General features: G+C 48.8%; 2 tRNA genes. Both read right to left on the bottom strand.

The features are described 5' to 3' along the window. Nucleotides 1-8: 8 nt before the first annotated feature. A tRNA-Met gene (locus C3B51_RS22965) sits at nucleotides 9-85 on the bottom strand. 2 nt (nucleotides 86-87) lie between these two features. Further along, nucleotides 88-162 (bottom strand) — tRNA-Gln (locus tag C3B51_RS22960). Between the last annotated feature and the right edge of the window lie 88 nt (nucleotides 163-250).

The raw sequence follows: 250 nt of genomic DNA, 5'->3' as shown, positions 1-250 counted from the left end.
CCGCAACGTGGTGGCTATGCTCTGATTTGAACAGGGGACCCCATCATTATGAGTGATGTGCTCTAACCAGCTGAGCTACATAGCCAATGGCTGGAGTACCAGGATTTGAACCTGGGAATGGCGGGATCAAAACCCGCTGCCTTACCGCTTGGCGATACTCCAACGAAAATTTGATTGTTTTAGTTCCAATCGAGAACATGGTGCGGAAGGAGAGACTTGAACTCTCACATCCGAAGATACTGGAACCTAA

Source organism: Pseudoalteromonas rubra (genome assembly GCF_004212645.1).
Lineage (GTDB): Bacteria > Pseudomonadota > Gammaproteobacteria > Enterobacterales > Alteromonadaceae > Pseudoalteromonas > Pseudoalteromonas rubra_G.
The sequence above is the reverse complement of the archived record's forward strand: the minus strand, read 5'-3'. Positions and strand labels throughout refer to the sequence as shown.